This is a genomic window from uncultured Fibrella sp. (genome assembly GCF_964250085.1).
Classification (GTDB): domain Bacteria; phylum Bacteroidota; class Bacteroidia; order Cytophagales; family Spirosomataceae; genus Fibrella.
In genome coordinates this window covers 1-22898 of record NZ_CAXUEC010000001.1, presented here as the reverse complement: position 1 = coordinate 22898, position 22898 = coordinate 1, and the positions used below count along the sequence as shown (strand labels likewise).

Annotated in this window: 16 protein-coding genes; 14 read left to right on the top strand and 2 right to left on the bottom strand. The window is 48.0% G+C overall.

The genetic code is table 11. From position 1 onward, the window contains the following. The first annotated feature begins 56 nt into the window (after positions 1 to 56). The 7 genes from ACFE8Q_RS00080 to ACFE8Q_RS00050 all read left to right on the top strand — a co-directional run bounded on the left by ACFE8Q_RS00080 (position 57) and on the right by ACFE8Q_RS00050 (position 8212). Entirely contained in the window at positions 57 to 989 is a 933-nt protein-coding gene (locus ACFE8Q_RS00080; protein ID WP_375443309.1) for a ring-cleaving dioxygenase, read from the top strand. Positions 990 to 1094: 105 nt separating this feature from the next. Further along, positions 1095 to 1724, top strand: a complete 630-nt coding sequence (locus ACFE8Q_RS00075; RefSeq protein WP_375443308.1) for an alpha/beta hydrolase — start codon at positions 1095 to 1097, stop codon at positions 1722 to 1724. Between the two features lie 29 nt (positions 1725 to 1753). Then, entirely contained in the window at positions 1754 to 2047 is a 294-nt protein-coding gene (locus ACFE8Q_RS00070) for a muconolactone Delta-isomerase family protein (protein WP_375443307.1), read from the top strand. Between the two features lie 49 nt (positions 2048 to 2096). Then, on the top strand, positions 2097 to 2600 hold the full coding sequence (locus ACFE8Q_RS00065) for a ribonuclease domain-containing protein (protein ID WP_375443306.1): 504 nt from the start codon (positions 2097 to 2099) through the stop codon (positions 2598 to 2600). Between the two features lie 132 nt (positions 2601 to 2732). After that, positions 2733 to 3176, top strand: coding sequence for a barstar family protein (locus tag ACFE8Q_RS00060; RefSeq protein ID WP_375443305.1), 444 nt, complete (start codon positions 2733 to 2735; stop codon positions 3174 to 3176). A gap of 120 nt (positions 3177 to 3296) precedes the next feature. Next, positions 3297 to 6803 (top strand): transcription-repair coupling factor, encoded by a 3507-nt coding sequence (gene mfd, locus ACFE8Q_RS00055; protein ID WP_375444342.1) that lies wholly within the window; start codon positions 3297 to 3299, stop codon positions 6801 to 6803. Positions 6804 to 6931: 128 nt separating this feature from the next. Beyond that, positions 6932 to 8212, top strand: coding sequence for an SUMF1/EgtB/PvdO family nonheme iron enzyme (locus ACFE8Q_RS00050; RefSeq protein ID WP_375443304.1), 1281 nt, complete (start codon positions 6932 to 6934; stop codon positions 8210 to 8212). A gap of 43 nt (positions 8213 to 8255) precedes the next feature. Here ACFE8Q_RS00050 and ACFE8Q_RS00045 read toward each other — a convergent pair whose 3' ends face one another. Further along, positions 8256 to 8957 (bottom strand): ComF family protein, encoded by a 702-nt coding sequence (locus ACFE8Q_RS00045; RefSeq protein WP_375443303.1) that lies wholly within the window; start codon positions 8955 to 8957, stop codon positions 8256 to 8258. 132 nt (positions 8958 to 9089) lie between these two features. Here ACFE8Q_RS00045 and ACFE8Q_RS00040 point away from each other — a divergent pair, with 132 nt between their 5' ends. From ACFE8Q_RS00040 to ACFE8Q_RS00015, 6 genes are all read left to right on the top strand, one after another. After that, positions 9090 to 9449 (top strand): hypothetical protein, encoded by a 360-nt coding sequence (locus ACFE8Q_RS00040; RefSeq protein ID WP_375443302.1) that lies wholly within the window; start codon positions 9090 to 9092, stop codon positions 9447 to 9449. 4 nt (positions 9450 to 9453) lie between these two features. After that, on the top strand, positions 9454 to 12783 hold the full coding sequence (locus tag ACFE8Q_RS00035) for a DUF4175 family protein (protein ID WP_375443301.1): 3330 nt from the start codon (positions 9454 to 9456) through the stop codon (positions 12781 to 12783). A gap of 62 nt (positions 12784 to 12845) precedes the next feature. After that, the gene (mnmG, locus tag ACFE8Q_RS00030; RefSeq protein WP_375443300.1) at positions 12846 to 14720 is read left to right on the top strand and encodes a tRNA uridine-5-carboxymethylaminomethyl(34) synthesis enzyme MnmG; all 1875 of its coding nucleotides are present in this window, start codon (positions 12846 to 12848) and stop codon (positions 14718 to 14720) included. Between the two features lie 2 nt (positions 14721 to 14722). Further along, complete coding sequence (locus ACFE8Q_RS00025) at positions 14723 to 15604, top strand: class I SAM-dependent methyltransferase (protein WP_375443299.1); 882 nt, start codon at positions 14723 to 14725, stop codon at positions 15602 to 15604. 4 nt (positions 15605 to 15608) lie between these two features. Continuing rightward, complete coding sequence (locus tag ACFE8Q_RS00020) at positions 15609 to 17234, top strand: Ig-like domain-containing domain (RefSeq protein ID WP_375443298.1); 1626 nt, start codon at positions 15609 to 15611, stop codon at positions 17232 to 17234. A 438-nt stretch (positions 17235 to 17672) separates the two neighbouring features. Further along, positions 17673 to 19499, top strand: a complete 1827-nt coding sequence (locus ACFE8Q_RS00015; protein WP_375443297.1) for a tetratricopeptide repeat protein — start codon at positions 17673 to 17675, stop codon at positions 19497 to 19499. Positions 19500 to 19572: 73 nt separating this feature from the next. Here the strand turns inward: ACFE8Q_RS00015 and thrC are convergent, their stop codons facing one another. Beyond that, on the bottom strand, positions 19573 to 20877 hold the full coding sequence (gene thrC, locus ACFE8Q_RS00010) for a threonine synthase (protein WP_375443296.1): 1305 nt from the start codon (positions 20875 to 20877) through the stop codon (positions 19573 to 19575). 150 nt (positions 20878 to 21027) lie between these two features. Here thrC and pruA point away from each other — a divergent pair, with 150 nt between their 5' ends. Then, a complete protein-coding gene (gene pruA / locus ACFE8Q_RS00005) occupies positions 21028 to 22659 on the top strand; it encodes an L-glutamate gamma-semialdehyde dehydrogenase (protein ID WP_375443295.1) in 1632 nt (543 codons plus the stop codon). The last annotated feature ends 239 nt before the right edge of the window (positions 22660 to 22898 follow it).

Genomic DNA, 22898 nt, shown 5'->3' with positions numbered 1-22898 from the left:
TAGATTTATTAAATGTATCAACATTAAATACAGTTGAAAATAAAAAGAACCAGACCATGAGCACGCTGATTAACGGCCTTCACCACGTCACCGCCATTGCCGGTGATACGCATCGCAACGTTGACTTTTACAGAAATGTATTAGGGCTGAGACTCCTGAAAAAAACCGTCAACTTCGACGCGCCGGACGTGTACCACTTGTATTATGGCGACGAAACGGGTTCACCCGGCACTATCTACACGTCATTCCCATACGGCAACATTCCACGCGGCCGGAAAGGCGTTGGTCAGTTGACCTACACCGCATTCTCGGTACCTGTAGCAGGGATGAGTTTCTGGCTCGATCGGTTGCATCAGTTCCAGATTGCGTATGCCGGACCCAACAAACGCTTCGACGAAATGTATGTGCGTTTCGAAGATTTCGACGGCATGGGCGTTGAACTCGTCTTCACCGATGCCGACACGCGTCCGGGGTATAGTAATGGTCAGATAACGCCCGAAAACGCTGTTCGGGGCTTCCACACGGTCACGCTGGAGCAGTTGAAACCCGACCGGACGGTTGAGTTACTGACGGGCATCATGCAGCACCGACTGGTAGCCGAAGAGCCTGGTCTGTTCCGTTACGAAGCCGGGGTAGGAGGGTCAGGCAAATACGTCGACATTCACGTATCGCCCAACCCGGTTCGTGGCTTACAAGGCGCTGGTTCGGTCCATCACGTTGCTTTTTCGACCGATACCGACGAAACGCAGTTGACTATTCAGCACCAGTTGGCCGAGGCTAATTATCAGGTAACGCCCGTGCAGGATCGCAACTATTTCCACAGCATCTACTTCCGCGAGCCGGGTGGCGTGTTGTTTGAAGTAGCCACCAACCCGCCCGGATTTGCCATCGACGAATCGCCCGAATTGCTGGGTACGTCGCTGATGTTGCCGCCTCAATACGAAGCGCGCCGCGCTCAATTGGAGAAGGTATTGCCAGTAATTGACTAATTTTTAAGCCCTCTGTCTTCATTTCTCTGTTGCCCTGCTTATCAGTAACGTACCTGGGCAGCGCAACGGAGGACAGAGAACCACGGATAGGGGCCATCTTCTACAATGATTCACAACCCAAACAATTACCTCACCGCTGGCGTACCGCTCGAAGAGGCCAAGCGCGTGATGATCATGGTGCATGGCCGGGGCGGTTCGGCGCGTGATATGTTGTCGCTGGCAACGTACCTGAACGCTGACGACATGGCCTTTGTCGCCCCGCAGGCAACCGACGGAACCTGGTATCCATACTCATTTCTGCAACCTACCGAACGCAATGAGCCTTATCTGTCGTCGGCATTGACTACGCTGGAAATGGTCAGAGCACGTTTGCAGGCTGATTTCAATGTTAAACCCACGCAGATATACTGGCTTGGCTTTTCGCAGGGTGCCTGTTTAACGCTCGAATTTCTGGCGCGTAATCCGGCAGCTTACGGTGGCATTTTCGGTCTGAGCGGTGGCGTCATCGGGCCAGACAATACACCCCGCGACTATCCGGGTACGTTTGCTGGCACGCCAGTTGTGCTGGGTTGTAGCGACCCCGATTCGCACATCCCAAAAGCACGTGTGCTGGAAACAGACGCTATTTTTTCCAGTATGGGGGCCACCGTGCAAACACGAATCTATCCCAATGGTGGGCACACAATTAACGAAGATGAGTTATCTTTGGTTAATACCGTATTGATGGCCAGTTAACAGGGCCAGGCACCTAACTTCTAGTCGTTATGAGTCAATTCATGGTCGAGTTTTCGCTAGCCAATATGGATGAGGTATTTATGGCCAAGGTTCCAGCACAACGGGCTAAAATTAACGAGTTGATGGAGCAGGGGCACATTTTGTCTTATTCGCTGGCCGCCGACCGTTCTAAATTGTGGTGCATCGTTAACGCCGACTCCGAACTGGATGTGATGGAAATTATCGCCCAGTTTCCCTTGATCGACTATATGAAGCCCGATATCTCAGAACTGATGTTCAACAATGTCGTCTCATTGCGTGTACCGATGTTCTCGCTCAATTGACCAGTTAAACCTATAAGGTCTTCGACAACCTTATAGGTTTTTTATGCCTATGCCTTTCTACCTCCGCCGCTGCTTCCTGTTTCTTTTCCTCTTTACAGGTACGTCGTTATTTACTGATTGCCAATCGAATACACAGGATTCAGAAGCAACCGAACAAGCCCGGACGCACCAGAAGAAGCACCGCAAACGTCATCGCGATCGCAATTTTCAGCAGGGGCAACGTACCCAGCAAGATAAATCCAGCAGGGTAACCCAGGATTCAGGCGAACGTACCCAGACAGGGCAGATTCCGCAGAAAGTCTATGATGTATTAACCTACGTTCGGGCCAACAAGCGTGCTATGGACGGATACGTTGGCGGACGTCGATTCGGAAATTTCGAAAATCACCTCCCTCGTTCAGACACCGGCGGAAAACCCATTCAGTATCAGGAATGGGATGTTAACCCGAAAGTTCAGGGCCGCAACCGGGGTACCGAGCGATTGATCATTGGCTCAGACAACCGCGCCTGGTATACAAATGATCATTATAACACATTCGTGGAAGTGAAATAAATGGGTTTTTGGCGTAACCCCTAAATCCTCTGAAGGAGACTTAGCGCTACTACTTAAAAAGCTTCGATCAGCAGTGCAAAAGTCTCCTTCAGGGGATTTAGGAGTTACGCCAAAAACCGCAAACCTCATACTATGGCTGCTAACTTCATTCTTTCTTCATCTGAACCGGCTCTGGCCGAGCGCTTTCCAGATCACTTTGTGGCTCATATCGATGGGAGTAAAGCCCGCACGCTGCGCCAGTTTTACGATCAGATAGCCGATGTGCTGGAGTTCCCCGATTTTGGCAACAATCTCGACGCGTTAAACGATGCGCTGAACGATTTACAATGGCTGGAAGATGAGAAGATCGTTCTTTATTTCACCAACACCGATCAATTGATCAGTCAGGAGCGCGACCCGAAAAAGGTAGCTTCTGTGCTGGCCATTCTCGAAGCAACCGCCGAAGACTGGAAGTGGATGGCCGACGATGAGACCGATATGGCTGATAAGAAAGAACTCTCAATCGTTTTCGAGACCAGCCCCCGCATTGAATCCCTGATTGAGCAGGAAGGCATCGCGTTTGAAACGGTAGGGTAGGGGTTTATTGCCGTAACACGTCCTTTAAGCAGGGCCAGCCATTCCGCATCTTTTCTACGCCAAAATGCGGCCTGATACCCTCGTTACAGCAACAAATTGGCTCGAATTGCTGTTCTTTTTATGCCGCCGGGTTTTATCGCCCGGCGGCTTTTCGTGTTCTCGCAGACCTGTTTTTACGCCTTGACAACCACTGCTCTTTTATCGCTTTACGCCGACGATCCGTTCATTAACATCCTGGCGCAACCACTGCTTAGCCGCAGTAAGACTGACCCTACACGCATTCAGGTGAAAGGCATAACCGGAAGCCTGGACGCTATGCTGGCTGCTACGTTGACGAAGCAAACCGGCGGCAACCACCTCTTTGTACTGACTGATAAAGAAGAGGCGTCTTACTTCTTCAACGACCTCCAAAACCTGCTTGGCGTTACTGAATTATCAGACCGTGATCGGGCTACTAGCTCCGTTGATACGTCTAGTAACGTACTGATGTTTCCGATGTCGTACAAGAAACCGTATCAGTACGAAGAAGTTGAGAATGCCAATGTGCTCATGCGGGCTGAAGTATTAAACCGTATCAATTTGGGGGGTAACTCACTGGCCAACAAGCAACCTGGTGGAGCACTGCCCAACCTCATTGTAACGTACCCGGAGGCCATATTCGAGAAAGTGATCAACAGACGATCGCTGAAGGCAAATACGCTGACCGTACGTGCTGGAGATCGGCTCGATACGAATTTCATTTCTGAGATGCTGCAAACTTATGAATTCGAGAAAACTGACTTCGTGTATGAAGCCGGTCAATTCTCCGTTCGGGGTGGTATCATCGACGTGTTTTCGTTTGCTTCCGAATTTCCGTATCGCATCGAACTGTTTGGCGATGAAGTCGAAAGCCTGCGCCATTTCAACCCCGAAACCCAGCTCTCAACCGACCGTCTCGACCTGATCAGCATCATCCCGAACGTACAAACCCGGCTGACGCACGAGACCCGCGAATCGTTCTTGGACTTTCTACCAAAGGAAACCTGCCTCTGGTTCAAAGACATTGAGTTTGCCCTCGAAATCGTTGAGAAGTGCTTCGAGCGGGCCGAAGAAAGTCTGGCACAGGTGGTAGGAGTCGGCGGAAATATTCAGGTTGTCGACGATCCTGAAACATTGTTTGAAACACGCCGGACGTTTCTGAATCATGTAAAAGGATTTACGACCGTTGAGTTTGGCCGGAAGTTTTACTTCAAATCAGAAAATAAGCTCGCCTATCCGTCCAAGCCGCAGCCGTCGTTTAACAAAGATTTCAAGCGGGTGGCCGAAGCCTTGAACGATTTTCAAAGCAAGGGATTTACCAACATCCTGATTGCGGAGTCGTTCAAACAACTTGAACGACTGAAAACGATCTTCGATGAAATCGACCCCTTCCTGAAATTTCAAACACTTCAGGTCGGCATCAAAGAAGGCTTCATCGATGAAACCTTAAAAGTAGTTTGCTTTACCGACCACCAGATTTTTGACCGGTATTTCAAGTATCGGGTTCGCGACAAGTTCAGCAAATCAAAAGCGCTAACCCTTCGCGAACTAAAGACCCTGCAACCGGGCGACTATGTCACCCACGTCGATCACGGTATTGGCCGGTTTGCCGGTATGGAGCGGGTCGATCATGGCGGCAACGAACAGGAAGCGATCCGACTCATTTACCGAGACAATGACATCCTGTTGGTAAGCATTCACTCACTCCATAAAATCTCTAAGTATAGCGGAAAAGAGGGTGGGCCACCCACGATGAGCAAACTTGGTTCGCAGGAGTGGGATTTAAAAAAATCGAAAGTTCGCAAGCAGGTTAAGGATATTGCCCGCGAATTGATCGCTTTATACGCGAAAAGGCGAAATGCGCCTGGCTATCGGTTCTCCGATGATTCTTTTTTACAAGCTGAATTGGAATCATCGTTTATTTATGAAGACACCCCCGATCAGGCTAAAGCAACCGCCGATGTTAAGAATGATATGGAGAAGCCGCACCCGATGGATCGGCTTGTCTGTGGCGATGTTGGCTTTGGAAAAACGGAGGTGGCGATTCGGGCGGCGTTCAAAGCCGTGACCGATAATAAGCAGGTAGCGATTCTGGTACCAACCACGATCCTGGCTATGCAGCACTATCACACCTTCAAAGATCGGTTGGCAAATTTTCCGGTGAAAGTTGGCTACATCAACCGGTTTAAGACAACGGCTCAGATTAAAGAAACCCTGCGGCAGGCAGCTTCCGGCGAGCTAGGAATTTTGATCGGCACTCACCGCATCGTGAATAAAGACGTCAAGTTTAAAGATCTCGGCTTGCTGATTATTGATGAGGAACAGAAGTTTGGCGTAAAAACAAAAGATCGGTTAAAAGAGATGCGCGTGGAGGTAGACGTACTTACGCTTACGGCCACACCCATTCCCCGGACGCTTCACTTTTCGCTGATGGGTGCGCGCGACCTGTCGGTCATTGCCACGCCACCACCCAACCGTCAGCCCGTCACTACCGAAACTCACCCCTTCAGCGACACGCTCGTTCGCGATGCTGTTAGCTATGAATTACGCCGGGGTGGACAGGTTTTCTTTGTGCACAACCGGGTTAGCGATATTGAGTCGATGGGCAATATGATTAAACGGCTGGTGCCTGATGCGCGGATAGGTGTTGCCCACGGACAAATGGAAGGCGACCGGCTGGAGAAAGTAATGACCCGGTTCATTGAAGGCGAAACAGACGTACTGGTGTCAACCAACATCATTGAGTCTGGCTTGGATATTTCGAACGCCAATACGATACTCATCAATCAGGCGCAGAACTTCGGCCTGTCGGATGTGCATCAGATGCGCGGTCGGGTAGGGCGGTCGAACAAGAAGGCATTCTGTTACTTGCTTACGCCGCCAGCCTCTGTATTGTCTTCTGACGCCCGTAAGCGGCTGCAAACGCTTGAGGACTTCTCGGACCTCGGCGAAGGCTTCAAGATCGCCATGCGTGACCTCGACATTCGTGGAGCGGGTAACCTATTGGGCGCAGAGCAAAGCGGTTTCGTGAACGACCTTGGTTATGAGATGTACCATCAGATTCTGGATGAAGCCGTACAGGAACTGCGCGAAACGGAATTCAAGGAACTGTTCATGGATACACCCGATGTCTTCAGGCCGCTGTTACCGGATACTATTATTGAAACCGATTTGGAGGTGATGATCCCAGAATCATACGTGACGAACATCTCCGAGCGTTTATCTTTGTACACCCGTTTGGATAGCATCAAGGACAAAGCTGAATTACAGGCTTTTAAGAAAGAAGTAGCTGATCGGTTCGGTCCTGTTCCTCGTGGGGTTGAGAATTTGTTTAAAATGGTGTCTGTTCGCTGGAAGGCAGAAGAGCTACACCTTGAAAAACTGACACTTAAGAATACGATTTTGAAGGGAACCTTCGTTTCTTCCGAGAAAGACAATCGAGCTGATAGCTTCTTTTCATCAGACCGCTTTGGCAAGGTAATTGACTACATCAAGGCGCACCCAAAAGAGTGCTCGCTTAAAGACGTCAAAAACCGATTGATCTTTACCCATCAGACCGTGACCAACATTGATCAGATGGACAAGATTCTCGAAAAACTAACTGAGTAATACCTGATTTTAGACGTATGTCGCAAGACGCTGGAATATACGAAGCAAGTTATTTATCCGTTTAATTCTTGCTTCCCGCTTCTTTATGTCCTGCTACTGTAGTTAAAGCCTGCACACAATACACAACAATGATTCAGAAGTATCACCTGAAACGCGCGGCTCTCGTGCTCCTCGCAACGGCCGCCATGGCAGCCTGTAAGACCAAACACCCGACGAGCGTAAAGCCGGGTAAAACAAGTACAGCAACGGGCATTGCCTACAATCAGAAGGAAGGTTTCCAGGTTAAGAAATTTGCTGGACCGAAAGCCGGACCGAACCTTGTTTATATTGAAGGTGGTCGCTTTACATTGGGTGCACTGGAAGAAGATGTAGTAAACTCACGCGACAACCGTGAGCGAACTGTATCTATTCAGTCATTCTATATGGACGAGACTGAGATTGCGAACATCCACTACTTAGAATATCTGGATGCCATTCGTCGCGATTCATCGGAAGAAGTGTATACCCGTGCGTTGCCAGACACCACCGTTTGGGCCAATCCACTATCGTTCAATGACGCGTACGTAACGCAGTACCTTCGTTTCCCTGGCTATCGGTATTATCCGGTGGTGGGTGTATCGTGGGTGCAGGCCAACGATTACTCTGTTTGGCGGACCGATGCTGTTAATGCAGAATTGTATAAAACAGGCAGTGGTAAAGCCAAGAAGAGCAGCGGCAAGGGCTTCTCGCTGAAGCGTAAATCAAAAGCGGCCGATCCAGCGGCCGAAACCGTGCAGGGTGCTGAAACAGCAACAGCAGCGGTTGCCAAGCCGAGTCTGGAAAGCGGTCTGATTTTGCCTGACTATCGGATTCCAACGGAAGCGGAGTGGGAGTATGCTGCTAAAGCACTTATTGGTACGCAATACGTTGACGAGAACCAATCGAATCAGCGAATCTACCCCTGGGATGGTTCATCGGTTCGTAACCCGAAGAAAGGCCGCAAACAAGGTCAAATGCTGGCTAACTTCAAGCGGGGTCGTGGTGACTACGCCGGTATTGCCGGCCGTTCAAACGACGGCGCTATCATCACCCAGCAAATCTATGCATATCCTGCCAACGATTTTGGGCTTTATAACATGGCCGGTAACGTGAATGAGTGGGTATATGACGTATACCGCCCGTTGACGTTCCAGGTTGAAAATGACCTTAACCCGATACGTCGGAATGGTTATCTCGATGAAGCGAAAAACTACGACAGCAAGGGTAACAACTCGCTGATCAACGACAAGCTTCGTGTGTACAAAGGCGGTTCTTGGAGCGATGTAGCCTATTGGTTAGCACCAGGTACCCGTCGTTTTATGGACCAGGATTCAGCTACAGCTACCATCGGTTTCCGTTGTGCTATGACAGGTGTTGGCTTCAACAAATAAACAGTAGTACCAACTCTCTTTTTCTTTGCCTGGCGGCCACTCCTCATCGGGTGGCCGCTATTGTTATAATGCCTACGGTTGTAGCTCCAGCCGCACGCAACTGAGTTACGCAGGCCTCCAGCGTTGCGCCAGTCGTCAACACGTCATCTATAACAATTACATGCTGTCCGCGCACGGCAATTGGTTTTGTAACTTGAAATACATCCGCCACATTTTTCCAGCGTTCTATTCGGTTCTTCCGGGTTTGTGAAGCAACAAACTGGGTACGTTCCATAACGTCGGTTCTGCTCACAATTCCCAAACTTTGTGATAAGCCGTCGGCAATCCATTCGCTCTGATTGTAGCCTCGCTGCTGACGGCGGCGTGGGTGAATTGGAACAGGAATGAGCATGTCTGCTTGTGTTGGTATTCCCTTCAACTCCATTAATTCCTGACCACACCAGCGACCAAGCTGGAAACCAAGATCGCGCTTACCCCGGTACTTCAACTGATGAATCAATCGTTGAACAATACTTTTCTTCGTGAAATACGCGTAGGCATATACATAGTCGACCTGGGTACGTCCTCCAAATTTGTTAAGCAGCACTGATTGTTCCTCTCCTGTGTTTATGTGGGGTAGTTGCATTCGGCAGGTCGAACACAACCCTTTTTCTTCCCCGTACAGCATAGTTTGGCAACCCGCACAGAGCGTCGGGTAAAAGAGATAAATAAGGTTCTCGAAAGCAGATTGTATAAACGGTATCATCTTGATTGAACGTTTTATCGTTACTAGCTAATTATATCTGACTTGCAGCCGGTTATTCAGTTGTAGCGACACATACTTATATATCGATTTACAGGAAATCCTGTAATTTTAATCAATCATTACCAACTTGTTATGCCTTTCAGTGCTGCTTCATCTACCCTTGATGTCAAATGGGAAAACTTGCTCGATGCGCTTGAAAAACTGGTCGGTAAACGACCAGCCGATCTTAATGGTGTATTATTCCTGATTGGTATGCAAGAGTTGGGTCGGGGACCCAAGCGTTTCTCGAAAGAGCAAAAGCAAGACCTTCTGCACGTTGCTGTTTGCACTGTTCTTAGCCAGTCCGGCTATTACGCACCGGCTGGCCTTGATAAAGATAACTGGCCGCAGTTCGACTTATTAAAACCGTTGCCTTCTGGCGACATTCTTGCTCAGGAAGACTTATTGAAATCACACGTGTTGCTTTATTTTGATTCGATGCTCAACAGCTAAACTCATGGTCGCTCAATCTTCTTTTACCGCATTAACGCAACAAATCGACGAATATAAACGCCGGTATTTTCAGAATCAGTTGATCAAAGGATCACTGCTCTTTTTGGGCATTCTGCTGGCAACGTACCTGCTTCTGAATACCGTTGAGTATTACGGTCGTTTCAGCACGCCTGTTCGGGCTATTATGCTGTTCAGTTACATTGGGCTATTTCTGGCTGGCATGTATGGGTACGTCCTCAAACCAGTGATGGGTTTGTATGGACTCCGTAAACCAATCTCCGATGAGGTAGCCGCTCAGCAGATTGGCCAGTTCTTCCCGGAGATTGGCGATAAACTTCTGAATACGCTTCAACTCCGTAGCCTGACCAATGACCAAAGTGATTTGCTAAAAGCAAGTATTGAGCAACGTTCGAGTCAATTATTGATTACCCGTTTCTCGTCGGCGATCCAGTTAAATAAGAACCGCCGCTTTATCAAATATGCGTTGGTTCCTGCTTCTATCATTGGCGGTATCCTGTTGCTATACCCAGCGTTTTTCACCAAGAGTTCGTCACGGATTGTACAGTTTGATAAAGAATTCGTTGAAGAAGCACCCTTCCGGTTTGTATTGGATTCGAAGCGGCTGGAAGCTTTTCGTAACGAAGATTTTACGCTCAAACTCCATCTGGAAGGAGATGCCGTTCCTGACGCCGTTTATCTGGTCTTGAACGATACGCGGTTTAAACTCGAAAATGTGGGCCGTAATGCCTATGCCTACACCTTCGATAACGTACAGCGTGATCTCGATTTCAAGGTCTCAGCGGCAGGCTTTAGCTCGCCCACATACCAGCTCGAGCTGCTTGACCGGCCATCAGTTCTTTCGTTCGACGTATCGTTAACGTACCCAGCCTATCTGGGCAAGCCAGCCGAACAACTCTCGAATGTTGGTAATCTGCTCGTACCGGAGGGCACATCTATTCAGTGGAAATTTCTGGCTGATCATGCCGATTCATTAGCCGTTCAGTTTGCGCCAGGCGGAATGGTTCGAGCTTCTCAAGTTGAAGACAACGCCTTTGGTTTATCCCATCGCGCTTTGCAGTCAGGTACGTATTCGCTGAATCTGATGAACCGCCATGCGCGGAATGGGGGAGACCTGACGTACTCTATCCAGGTTATTCCTGACCGTTTTCCGCAGATCAATCTTCAGAAGACACAAGACTCCGTTACCTATAATTACATCGGCTTGTATGGTCTAATCACCGACGATTATGGCTTTTCGAATTTGAAGCTGGTTGCTACCATTACACGTGCGGATGGCACAACTAAACAATCGTTTACACGTCCGATTCCGATTGCTGCGGCTACTACCTCGCAGAACTACGTATACAACTGGGCGCTTGATAGCCTGAAACTCCAGCCGAAGGATAAGTTAGACTACTACGTTCAGGTGGCTGACAACGATGGGGTACATGGCCCTAAAACAACCCGTTCGTCTGTTATGACGTTTGCAGTTCCTTCGCTTGACGAGCTTCAAAAACAGGTGGAGGAATCGGCTGACAAGACAGAGCAGCAGATGGATGAAGCCATGAAAACGGCTCAGGCTATCAAGAAAGAATTGACGCAATTGGAAGAACGAATGCGTACTAAGAAGTCGTCGGATTTTCAGGATAAGAAGCAACTCCAGGACATCCTCCAGAAGCGTGACGAACTGATGAATGAGATTGAGAAGTTGCAGGAACAGTTCAAGAAAACGAATGATACGCAACAGCGAATGAATCCTCAGCAGCAGGAAATGATGAAGCAGAAGCTTGAGCAGTTGCAAAAGCTTTTCGACCAAATGCAGGACCCTGAATCGAAAAAGCTATATGAAGAGCTAAAGCAGATGATGGAGAAGAAGCAGGACGAACGTGCCTCTGAACTCATGAACAAGCTGAATCGGAAGGAGCGTAATCTGGAAAAGGAGCTTGATCGGGCCTTGAAGATGTTCAAGCAAATGCAGCAGGACCAAAAGGCTGAGAACGCGATTAAAGAGCTGGAGAAGCAGGCTGAACAGCAGGAGAAGCTTGCCGAGAAGAACGAAAAAGAAGACGCTAAGAAGGACCCAGCAGCTCTGGAGAAACAGAAAGAGGAGCAGAAGAAAGCTGAAGAAGACTTTAAAAAGCTACAGGAACAGCTCGATAAACTGAAGCAGGACGCCGAGAAAGAGAAGCTTTCATCACCAGATACCCAGAAGGAAGAGCAGGAGGAGATTGAGAAACAGATGGGCGAATCGAAAAAGGAGCTTGATAAGAAAGAGCAGAAAAGCGCGGCTAAGTCACAGAAGAAAACGGCTAAGTCGATGCGTAACATGGCCAAGTCGATGGAAGAGTCGATGGAAGGTCAAGACATGAAGAGCATGAGCGAGAACCTTGATGATCTTCGTAATCTGCTGGATAACTTGATTACTCTGTCGTTTACTCAGGAGCGGTTGATGCGTGATTTCAGGAGTATGAGTTTACAAGACCCTCGTGTGCTTAAGCTGTCGCAAGAGCAGATTCGCTTGCAGGATAACGCCAAAGTATTGGAAGACAGCTTGAACTCGTTGGCTTCTCGTGAGCCACAAATTCAGCCTTTTGTCACGCGTGAACTAACGAACATGCGCTATTACATGGACGAAAGTTCACGATTTTTGAAAGAGCGTCGACTGAGCATGGCTTCGGCCCGGCAGCAATCATCCATGACGTCAATCAACAATTTGTCGTTGATGCTGAACGATGCTTTCAAACAAATGCAAGCGCAAATGAACGCGATGGCGATGCCTGGTTCGGGCAAGAGCAAAGGCAAAAGCAAGGGTGATCAACCTTCTCCTGGTATTGGCGAGAAGCAACAACAGCTTAATGAGCGCATTCAGCAGCTTTCTCAAGGTGGCAAACAAGGCCGTGCTCTATCGGAAGAACTATCTAGGTTAGCTGCTGAGCAGGGCGTTCTTCGCGATATGCTCAAGGAGCTACAAGACAAGGCAAAAGGCACCGAAGCCGGGAAACAGCAAGCTGAGCAGGTTCAGGACTTGATGAAAAAGATGGATGAAACGGAAACGGATCTGGTCAATAAGCGTATTAATCCAGCCGTCAACAATCGGCAGAAAGACATCTTAACTCGTCTATTGGAGTCGGAGAAAGCGTTGCGCCAGCAGGAAGAAGATCCCAAACGTCAGGGAGAAGCAGCTAAGCAACAAAAGATTAGTCAGCCTACCTTCGTTGTTCCTGATTCACAAAGTCGCTCACGTCAAGTAGAGGCTTTGCGAACTGTTTCGCCTGCATACAACTTATTCTATAAGCGTGAGTCTAATCGGTATTTACAGAAACTCACGAAGTAGTATAATTGACTTTCCATGTTTTTGTGAAAGTTTCCACGTGGAACATTTTTAAATTTTCACCAATGTTTAATGAATATGATGTTGTTGTAGTAGGAGCAGGGCATGCAGGCTGTGAAGCTGCGCATGCTGCTGGAACAATGGGTTCCAAGGTGCTGCTAATTACAATGAACATGCAGACGATTGCCCAAATGTCTTGCAATCCAGCAATGGGTGGCGTGGCAAAAGGGCAAATCGTTCGTGAAATAGATGCCTTGGGAGGCCAGTCTGGAATCATCAGTGATAAAACGATGATCCAGTTTCGAATGCTAAATCGGTCGAAAGGCCCAGCTATGTGGAGTCCTCGTTGCCAGAGCGATCGAGTGTTGTTTGCTCAAGAATGGCGTGACACCCTGGAGCGTAACGAAAACGTTGACTTCTGGCAAGATACCGTCGATGCAGTTCTAGTTGAAGATGGTCGTGTACAGGGCGTCAAAACAGCCATGGGTGTAGAAGTCCGGGCTAAGTCGGTTGTACTCACAAACGGTACGTTTCTGAATGGTCGCTTATTTATCGGCGAGAAAACGTTCGGTGGAGGGCGTACAGGCGAACGGGCAGCAACTGGATTGACGGAGCAGTTAATTAATCTGGGATTTGAATCAGGCCGGATGAAAACAGGTACGCCTCCACGTGTAGACGGACGTAGTCTTGATTACACGAAGATGGAAGAGCAACTAGGTGATGAGAATCCAGGCAAGTTTTCGTACACCAACACACCAGCCTTAACTAAGCAACGGTCCTGCTGGATTACGTACACAGACAATGCCGTCCACGATGTTTTGAAAGAAGGATTTGAGCGGTCGCCGATGTTTACGGGCAGAATCAAAGGATTAGGGCCACGGTATTGTCCTTCAATCGAAGACAAGATCAACCGATTTGCGGATAAAGACCGTCACCAGATATTTGTAGAACCAGAAGGATGGAACACAGTAGAGGTCTATGTAAATGGCTTTTCAACGTCCCTGCCTGAAGACATTCAATACCGGGCGTTAACCAAAATTGCTGGTTTTGAAAAGGCCAAAATGTTCCGTCCAGGCTATGCTGTCGAGTACGATTTCTTCCCGCCAACCCAGTTAAAACAAACGCTGGAGACACAACTGGTAACCAATTTATTCTTCGCAGGACAGATCAACGGAACTACCGGCTATGAGGAAGCGGCTTGTCAGGGACTGATGGCTGGTATCAATGCACATCGTAACTCACACGAGCTAGCCCCGTTCACCATCAGTCGGTCGGAAGGGTACATCGGTGTGTTGATCGATGATCTGATAACGAAGGGGACCGAAGAACCATATCGGATGTTCACATCTAGGGCTGAATTTAGAACCTTATTACGGCAGGATAACGCCGATCTACGGCTCACTGAAAAAGGTCACGAAATTGGATTGGCCGATGATGAACGGCTGCAAACAATGCGGTTGAAGAAAGCAGGCATAGAGCAGTTGACCACTATTTTCCGACAGGCCAAGCTCCGGCCCGACGAAGTTAACGACTGGCTTGTTGCCCGAGGTTCAGCACCATTACGCGAAAAATCGGTTGTATTAAGCTTAATAAAACGGCCAGAGATCGACGCCGTCGACGTTCGGCAATTGCTTGAACTGGTAGGTGCTTCCGGTGAATTTGTGCCGGCTTCATTTAGCAACGAAACGCTGGAACAAGCGGTAATCGAAATCAAGTACGACGATTACCTGAGTCGTGAACGGCAAAACGCAGAGAAGCTAACGAAATGGGAATCGCTGGAAATTACGCCCATGTTTGACTTTGATAAGGTTAAAGCGTTATCATTTGAAGGGCGTGAAAAACTCAAGAAACTTCGGCCACAAACCATCGGGCAGGCTACCCGGATCAGCGGCGTAAGCCCATCCGACATTTCAATTTTGTTAGTTTACATGGGTCGCTAATCGTGGAAGAATTACAGGAATGTCCGGCATGTGCAGGTACGTTGTTTACCCCGTACCTGACATGTCAGGATCAATTAGTCAGTCAAAAGCAGTTCACTATTCAGCAGTGTTCTTCGTGTCAGTTATTATTTACCAATCCTCGCCCATCTGCTGAAACAATCGGTTCATACTACAAATCCGATACCTACATCTCCCATGATGATACGAAGAAAGGGATAGTAGACACGATCTATCGCACTGTTCGTTCTTACGCTTTGAGCCAAAAGGAAAGTTGGATAAAGTCAATGAATGGTGGGGTAGGGGCGGTGCTCGACTATGGTTGTGGTACAGGTGCTTTCATAAAAGAGTGCCAGGAAAAAGGTTGGAACATCATTGGCTTTGAGCCCGACAATGATGCGAGACGGCTGGCAAGCGAACGGGTTAGCCAAAAAATCTTAAAAGATAACGACGAGATAAAGAGTCTGCCTGAACTTGACGTTATTACGCTATGGCATGTGTTGGAGCATGTAGCTGACCTAAACGAGACATTGGCAATGCTGTCTAATAAACTCAGAACGGGTGGTCATCTTGTTATTGCTGTACCCAATCCAGCGTCGAAAGATGCGGCCATGTATGGTGCCAATTGGGCCGCTTATGACGTACCCAGACATTTATACCATTTCACGCCATCTGTTTTGACAGCACTAATTGAAACGTTCGGTCTAAAACTCCAAAAGAGCCTGCCGATGCGGTTCGATGCGTATTACATTGCCATGCTAAGTACCAAACATCGAGACGGAAAAATTGATTATGTCGAGAGCCTTTCAAGTGGTATGCGATCCAACAACGCTGCTGGCAAGACAGGTAACTACTCAAGCCTTACCTATGTATTCAGGAAACTCTAACAGAATGAAATCAGCCGCTTACCGAACGCCCTCCTTGTGGGGCGTTTTCTTATTGGTATGTATCGCCATTTTTGCCAGCAACTGCGCTCAGATAGCCCAGCCGCCGGGTGGTAAAAAAGATACACTTGCTCCAAAGCTGATTGCTAGCATCCCCAAAATGAGAGCTAAGAATGTAAAGCCTAAACAGGTCGAACTTTTCTTTGATGAATACATCAACGTGGAAAACCTGCCTCAGAAAACAATCATCACGCCCGGTAGCGGCATGACGTTCGATTACCGGGCAAAGCCAACAAGCGTGGTACTGATTTTTAACGAGCCATTAAAAGATAGCACCACCTACACCATCAGTTTCACCGATGGTATTCGCGATGCCAGCGAACGAAACCCGGCAACTAATCTGAAACTGGTGTTCAGTACGGGTGATCAATTAGATTCGTTAAGTCTGAATGGAACCGTCTCAAACGTCACCACAGGCACGACGGTAGAAGGTGCTTTGGTTGGTTTATACACGCCACGTGATACATTGGACGCCCAACGTATAAAGCCTGTATATTATACAAAAACAGACACGTCGGGTCGGTTTATTATCGAAAACATAAAGGCTGGTGAGTACGATGTACTGGCCTTTACAGACAAAAACAACAACTTCCTCTTTAACCCGAATGGAGAAGATATTGGCTTTGCGAGGGAACGGGTGAAACTGGATAAGCCAGTAAATGGATTGGCTATTCAGTTATTCGAGCAGAATACGACGCCAATCAGAGTGCAGCGAACCGACTCACGATCTGACAGTTATACCCTGAATTTGAATAAGGGGATAGCCGCCTACTCCGTCAAATTTCGTGATCTGAAAGACAGTTTACCGTCGATTCAGCCCGCGATAAACCAGATCAAATTCTTCCGAACCAAGGAGACAACGGATACGCTGTCGATCCTGCTGACAGCCATTGATTCCTTAGGGCTGACTAATCAGATAAAACATACGATAAACTTTCGGCAAAAGAGTAAGCGCGAGAAACCCGAAGAGTTTACGTTTAAGCCAGACCCGTCGCCAAATGATGCTGTAGAGCCAAACTTCTCGTGGAAACTGCTGTTTAACAAACCCATCGGAAAAGTCAATGAGAAGCGGGTTCAATTCTCAATCGACAGCCTCTCTTCAACTGATCTAAGTTCCTTCACGTCCGTTGTTGGGCGGCAACAGACGGAATTATTGACCAGTATAACTACCAAAGCCCGGAAGTTCATACGAATCAGATTGAACAAGGATGCTTTTGAAAGTATGTTGGGCGATACGATAACGGCAGCCACTATAACGTACCCAATTCTTAATCCAGAAAACTTTGGTGTCCTGCGCGGTCGTATCACAACAAAGGAACCCAATTACATTCTGGAGTTGATAGACGAGCGAAAGGTAGTAGTTCAGCGATTGAGGAACGTACCTGTTTATGAATTGAAGAATATAAAGCCGGGTAAATACAGGCTTCGGCTTATCATTGATACCAACAACAACGGTATGTGGAACACAGGCCGTTATGAACAACGGATACCGGCCGAGCCCATCATTTATTATCCGGGAATTATACTGATCAAGCAAAACTTCGAGTCAGATGACATTAATCTGGCTTATTAGAAAAGGTCAATGAAAACTATATTTTTCGCCACTTTTCTGTGGAGAATAAGGTGGAAAAGATCATATAAACTGTGGATAACCAGATAAAGCAACAAACCGGAATGTGGATGAAAGAAGCGTTCTACACAATTCGTTGTTATCCACAGGAGATCATGTGCAGAACAGCCCGGTTTTGAACGGCTCCCAAACAAGTTATAAGCCCGTAGAAATGTGGACAGTTCTAATCCACAAATACAGGTTGGCTATTTGTGGTAAATGTTGATAACTTGTAAAAAGCTTTACCACAGAGCCAGATAAGCCAAAAGAACCTGGATAACCCCGTGGATAACTTTAAAAGCTTATACACACTTGGCATAGATTTTAGTGGACAACCATGTTGTGCACTTATGCACAGGCATAATAGAGACATTAAAAAGGTTTGGAAACCAAAACTATAAAATGAAAAATAGGGCTTGTGGAAAGATTTTGCTGGGGTTCCTGCTTTTGGTCAGCCAGCTATCGTGGGGTCAAACAGAGCAAGACCTGGCTGATGAATACTTCAAAAACGGAGAATTTGAAAAAGCCGCCGCAGAGTACGGAAAGCAAGTCCGAAAGAATGAAGAGAATGGGGGGCCGACCTGGCAAACCGTCTATAGGTACGTTGTTAGCCTGAAGAAATCAAAGAAATCTGATGAAGCCGACCGTCAGCTCAAGAAGTGGGCAAAGGCAGAAGGCAACGTGAAAACGTATGCATTGCTGTTGCTTGGCAGCGGTGCACAGGAAACGGGTGATACACTGACTGCAAAGAAACAGTTTGGTCAGGCCTATGACCTGGCCAAAGGCGACCCAATAAAAGTGGCGCGGATAGGCGAGCTGTTCGAAGAAGTAAATGCTGCTGATTGGGCTATTCAGGCCTACCAGAGAGGCCAACAGCTTACAGAAGATGTAACCTTCCACGCGGAGGATTTAGCGACTTTATATCGTGGAAAAGGCGATACCAGACGGTGGATCGAGACGCTACTGCCCTTATCGCAAAAGCCCGACCAGCGAGAGCGGGTTCAGGGTGCTTATCAGGCGCTGATCAACACCAAAGAGGAACCCCTTTTAGAGCAGGTCCTTTACGAGCGTGTACAGAAAGAACCGGAATCGATTGCTACCAACGATATGCTTACCTGGTATTATCTCCAGAAGCAGAAGTTTAGTCGGGCCCTGTTGCAAGAGAAAGCAATGGATAAACGCCTGAAATTATCAGGCGCGAAAGTGTTCGAATTGGCCCAACTGGCCATGACGAACCGGGAATATAAAACGGCTATAGACTCCTACGAGTATATAATTCAGACGTATCCACAGGGCACGTTTTACCCCTACGCTCGCCGGATGATCATCAATGCCCGGGAAGAACAGGTGAAGAATGTGTATCCAATCGAGAAAGCTGAAATAAGGAAACTCATTTACGATTATCAGCGGGTTTTAAGCGACGTAGGCATTACGCCTAAAACGCTTGATGCACTTCGCAATTCGGCTAATCTCTACGCAAACTACCTCGACGAGAAAGATTCAGCACTGGTTATGCTGGATAAAGCGATCACAATGGGGAAAAGTGATCCCCTATTTGTGGATAAGTGCAAGCTGGATAAAGGTGATGTGTATTTGCTGAAGAATGAGCCCTGGGAGTCGACCCTGCTTTATTCACAGGTTGAGAAATCACAGAAAGATGACCTGCTGGGTTACGAGGCCAAACTGAAAAACGCCAAGCTGCACTACTATCGGGGCGATTTTACACTGGCTAAATCGGTACTTGATGTATTAAAAATGGCTACGACGCGGGAGATTGCCAACGACGCCGAACAATTGAGTATGCTGATCTTGGACAACACAGGCCTGGATAGTACCGAAACAGCCATGAAAGACTACTCAGCAATTGATCTGTTGCTTTTTCAAAATAAGTTGGAAGAAGCCACCAATCAGATCAACGTCATGTTGAAAAAGTACGAAAAGCACACGTTGGCAGATGAGTTAATCTGGCTACAGTCGAAGATCTACGTGAAAGAAGGGAAGGTCGACGAAGCAATTGCCAACCTGAAGACAATTGTTGATAAATATCCACTTGACATACTAGGCGATGATGCGCTGTATGAGATGGCGAAACTCACCGATGAGCGCAAGAAGAACACTGTGGAGGCTTTGAAGCTTTATCAACAATTCCTGACAACGTACCCGGGAAGTCTATTCGCCGCCGATGCTCGCAAACGCCTACGTCAGCTACGTGGCGATCAGATAAACTGAAGTCTTACAAGGTACCAGCCTTGTGGTAAATCTAATTCATCTAGCACACTACAAGGTTAGTGCCTTGTAAGACTTACGCCAGTTCTAATAGAGACTCTTTGAAAGCCGCGAACGTACCTGGAATAGCAATAGCCTGTTTCTCACGTTGAGAGAGGATAGCTAATCGTTCAGGTACGTCGACAGCATGGCCGAATATAGTATCCACAGCCGGACTGAATTTGGCCGGATGAGCAGTTGCCAACGCAATACCACAGTTATCCACATGCGGTTGTTGATAACTTTCGAGCCCTAATAACCCGACAGCCGTGTGTGGACAAGCGATATACTTATACTTATCACGTAGCGTTATCATCTCAGCAACTGTCTGATCGTCAGTGAAGTAATGGCCGGAAATCAACTGGCTCATCTGCTCGAAATCGTCGTTGAAAAGGCGTTGTAAACGAACAAAATTGCTCGGATTCCCTACATCCATGGCATTGGAAAGTGTAGCCAGTGACGCCATGGGTGCGTATTGTCCAGATAAGAGGTAATCGGGTACAACCTTGTTTAGATTGGTAGCTGCCACAAACGATTGTACAGGTAAACCCATTCGCCAGGCAAGAACGCCAGCGCTTAAATTGCCAAAATTTCCACTTGGCGTTGAGAAGACAGCCGGGGCGTGGTCAGGCTTTAATTGAGCCAAGGCCCGGAAATAGTAAAAGCTTTGGGGAATGAGTCGGAATATATTGATCGAATTGGCTGATGAAAGTGAGAACGCTTTAGTAAGATCATCATCCAGAAAAGCAGCTTTCACCATTGCCTGACAATCATCGAATGAGCCGTCGACCTCGAAGGCGTGAATATTACCACCCAGAGTGGTCAGTTGCTTTTCCTGAAGCTGGCTAACCCGTCCTTTCGGATACAGAATAGATACCCGAACACCAGGTACGTTGTGAAAACCCATAGCAACCGCCCCGCCTGTATCGCCCGATGTAGCGACCAGAATATGCACTTCACGAGACTGGGTAGCGGAGTAGATCGACATCAGCCCGGCCATAAAACGAGCCCCAACGTCTTTGAAAGCCAGTGACGGGCCGTGAAAAAGCTCCAGCACATATTTCCGACCGGCTTCCAGTTCAACCAATGGCGTATCGAAGGGGAAAGCATGCGTTACCAGTTCCTCGATCTGCTCATTGGTCAGGTCTTCATGCAACCAGAGCTTGGTTAGTTTATACGCAATTTCGGCCAGCGACTGATTCGAAATACCATCCATAAATCCGGCTGGTAACTGCGGAATAGACGTAGGCATATAAAGGCCTTTATCTTGTGGAAGGCTATTGAAAAGGGCTTCCTGCAAGGAAACAACGTTGGCCGAACTGTTTGTACTGTAGAAGGTCATGAGCAGCGAGTAGCAAAAAAGTGGTTGCAAGTTAGGGGTAAAGCCCCTGAAACAGAAAGCCAAAATCAGTTCACGTTCATCATAGTAAGTCGCGAAAGAACGCTTACAGGGTAGCTATTTGTTAAGTTTGCAGGAGACAAACTAAAAAAGATGACAAACGGAATTACGGGTGTACCCCAACCCCAGAACGAACCGGTAAAGGAATATCGGGTTGGCTCACCAGAGCGTAAAGCCCTTCAGGAAGCGCTGAAAGAGGCCAAGTCCAGCGAGCAGGCCCTGCCGATGTGCATCAACGGAGAGGCCGTGTTCAGCAGTAAAAAGATACGGGTTTCGCCACCACACGAGCACGCCCACACATTAGGCTATCTACACGAAGGGGATGCGTCGCATGTACACCAGGCGATAGACGCGGCTTTGCAGGCGCGTGAAAGCTGGTCGTCGATGCCCTGGGAGCAGCGCGCCAGTATCTTCCTGAAAGCTGCCGATCTGCTTGCCGGGCCATATCGGGCAAAGATCAACGCGGCAACAATGCTTGGTCAGTCAAAAAACGTCTATCAGGCAGAAATAGATGCTGCCTGTGAGTTCATTGATTTCCTGCGATTCAATGTCCATTACATGACGGAGATCTATTCGCAGCAGCCTTACTCACCGCCGGGTGTATGGAATCGTTTGGAATACCGGGCTTTGGAAGGATTCGTCTTCGCGTTGACTCCGTTCAACTTCACGGCCATCGCAGGTAATCTGCCTACATCAGCCGCATTGATGGGGAACGTGGTTGTTTGGAAACCGGCCTACACGCAGGCGTATTCGGCGCAGGTGATCATGGACGTATTGCAGAAAAGCGGCCTGCCTAACGGCGTGATCAACCTGATTTATGTAGATGGTCCGGAAGCAGGGGAGGTAATTTTCAACCATCCAGATTTCGCGGGCATTCACTTTACGGGCAGCACCGGCGTATTCCAAACAATCTGGAAATCGATTGGTGAGAACATAAATAAGTACAAGACGTACCCACGGATTGTAGGAGAAACGGGCGGTAAAGACTATATTCTGGTACACAATACGGCCGATGTCACGGAGTCGGTTGTGGCCATGATTCGGGGGGCGTTCGAATACCAGGGACAGAAATGTTCGGCAGCATCGCGCGCCTACGTACCTGTCAGCTTGTGGCCAGCCATTAAAGAGCAGTTACAGGAAGAACTTGCCAAGCAGACAATGGGAAGCGTGGAAGATTTCAGCAACCTCTTCAACGCGGTCATTGATGCGAAGTCGTTCAAGAAGATCACGGGCTACATCGATAAGGCAAAAGCCGATGGTCAAACGATCATTGCGGGCGGTAACTACAGCGACGAGGTTGGCTACTTTATTGAGCCAACAGTAATCGAAGTGAGTGATCCGAAGTATCAAACAATGTGTGATGAATTGTTCGGGCCTGTACTATCGGTTTACGTGTACGATGATGCAAATCTCGACGAGGTAGTAAACCTGATCGATACGACGTCACCATACGCCTTGACAGGAGCGATTCTAACGAAAGACCGGCATGTGATCACGGAGCTAACCGCAAAGCTGGTGAATACGGCTGGCAACTTTTATATCAACGATAAGCCAACCGGCGCCGTTGTTGGACAGCAGCCGTTCGGTGGCGCACGGGCTTCCGGCACTAATGACAAAGCAGGATCAGCGGTTAATTTGATGCGTTGGGTATCGATGCGAACAATAAAAGAAACCTTAGTTTCCCCACGTTCAGTGAGTTACCCATTTATGGAAAAAGATTTTTAAATTATTTTCAGGCTAGAGCTTGCGTAAAGCTAATTGTCACCCTACCTTTGCAGTCCCAAATCGATAGAAACAGCGCACAACGGTGAGCGAGTTTATCAAACAGGGATCAGTTCTTTGGCGTATTGGCAGAATAGTAAAGCACAAATCGTGCTAAAAACATAGTAGCTACTTTCGAGTAGCTACGCACATATTTACGATGGAGAGTTTGATCCTGGCTCAGGATGAACGCTAGCGGCAGG